We start from the raw sequence: 527 nt of genomic DNA on the forward strand, positions 1-527 counted from the left end.
TTATCACTCTGGCATATTCGACGGGATTGCTTGGCTCATAGGCTGTACCAATGCCGGCGGCATAGTCGGGGACATAAGGGGACGAGGCAGGCCGATGGTGGACCAACCGCCGCGGACCGCGTCGCAAATAAAGACAAAAGGTGGAGTGCTTCCATGTCAGTGGCTCTCGAGAAGCAGGAAGCGTCGTCGGACCAGCGTTCGCGGCGTTCCGGCGGGCGCGAAGCGCGCCGCGCGATGCGGGCGGCGCCCTTGGCCGACGACATCCGCCCGGTGCGGCCGGGGCTTGAAGGCGGCAGCTACGGGCCGTTGAGCCGGAACGACCAGGAACGCATCCACGAAGCGGTGCTGACGCTGCTGGAGACGGTCGGCTTCGCCAATGCCATCCCGTCCTGCATCGAAGCGCTGACCCGGGTCGGCGGCATTTATGGCGACGACGGCCGCATCCGGCTGCCGCGCGCGCTGGTGCTGGACAAGATCAAAAGGGCGGCGCGCAACTTCATCCTCTACGGCCAGGATCCCAAGCACGA

Annotated in this window: 1 protein-coding gene; it reads left to right on the top strand. The window is 65.7% G+C overall.

Going from position 1 to position 527, the window contains the following annotated elements:
• Nucleotides 1-153 precede the first annotated feature (153 nt).
• On the top strand, nt 154-527 hold a 374-nt coding region (locus EOA27_RS39565; protein WP_189562446.1), incomplete at its 3' end, for a trimethylamine methyltransferase family protein.

The organism is Mesorhizobium sp. M2A.F.Ca.ET.037.01.1.1 (genome assembly GCF_003998075.1).
In the GTDB taxonomy this organism is placed as follows: Bacteria; Pseudomonadota; Alphaproteobacteria; order Rhizobiales; family Rhizobiaceae; genus Mesorhizobium.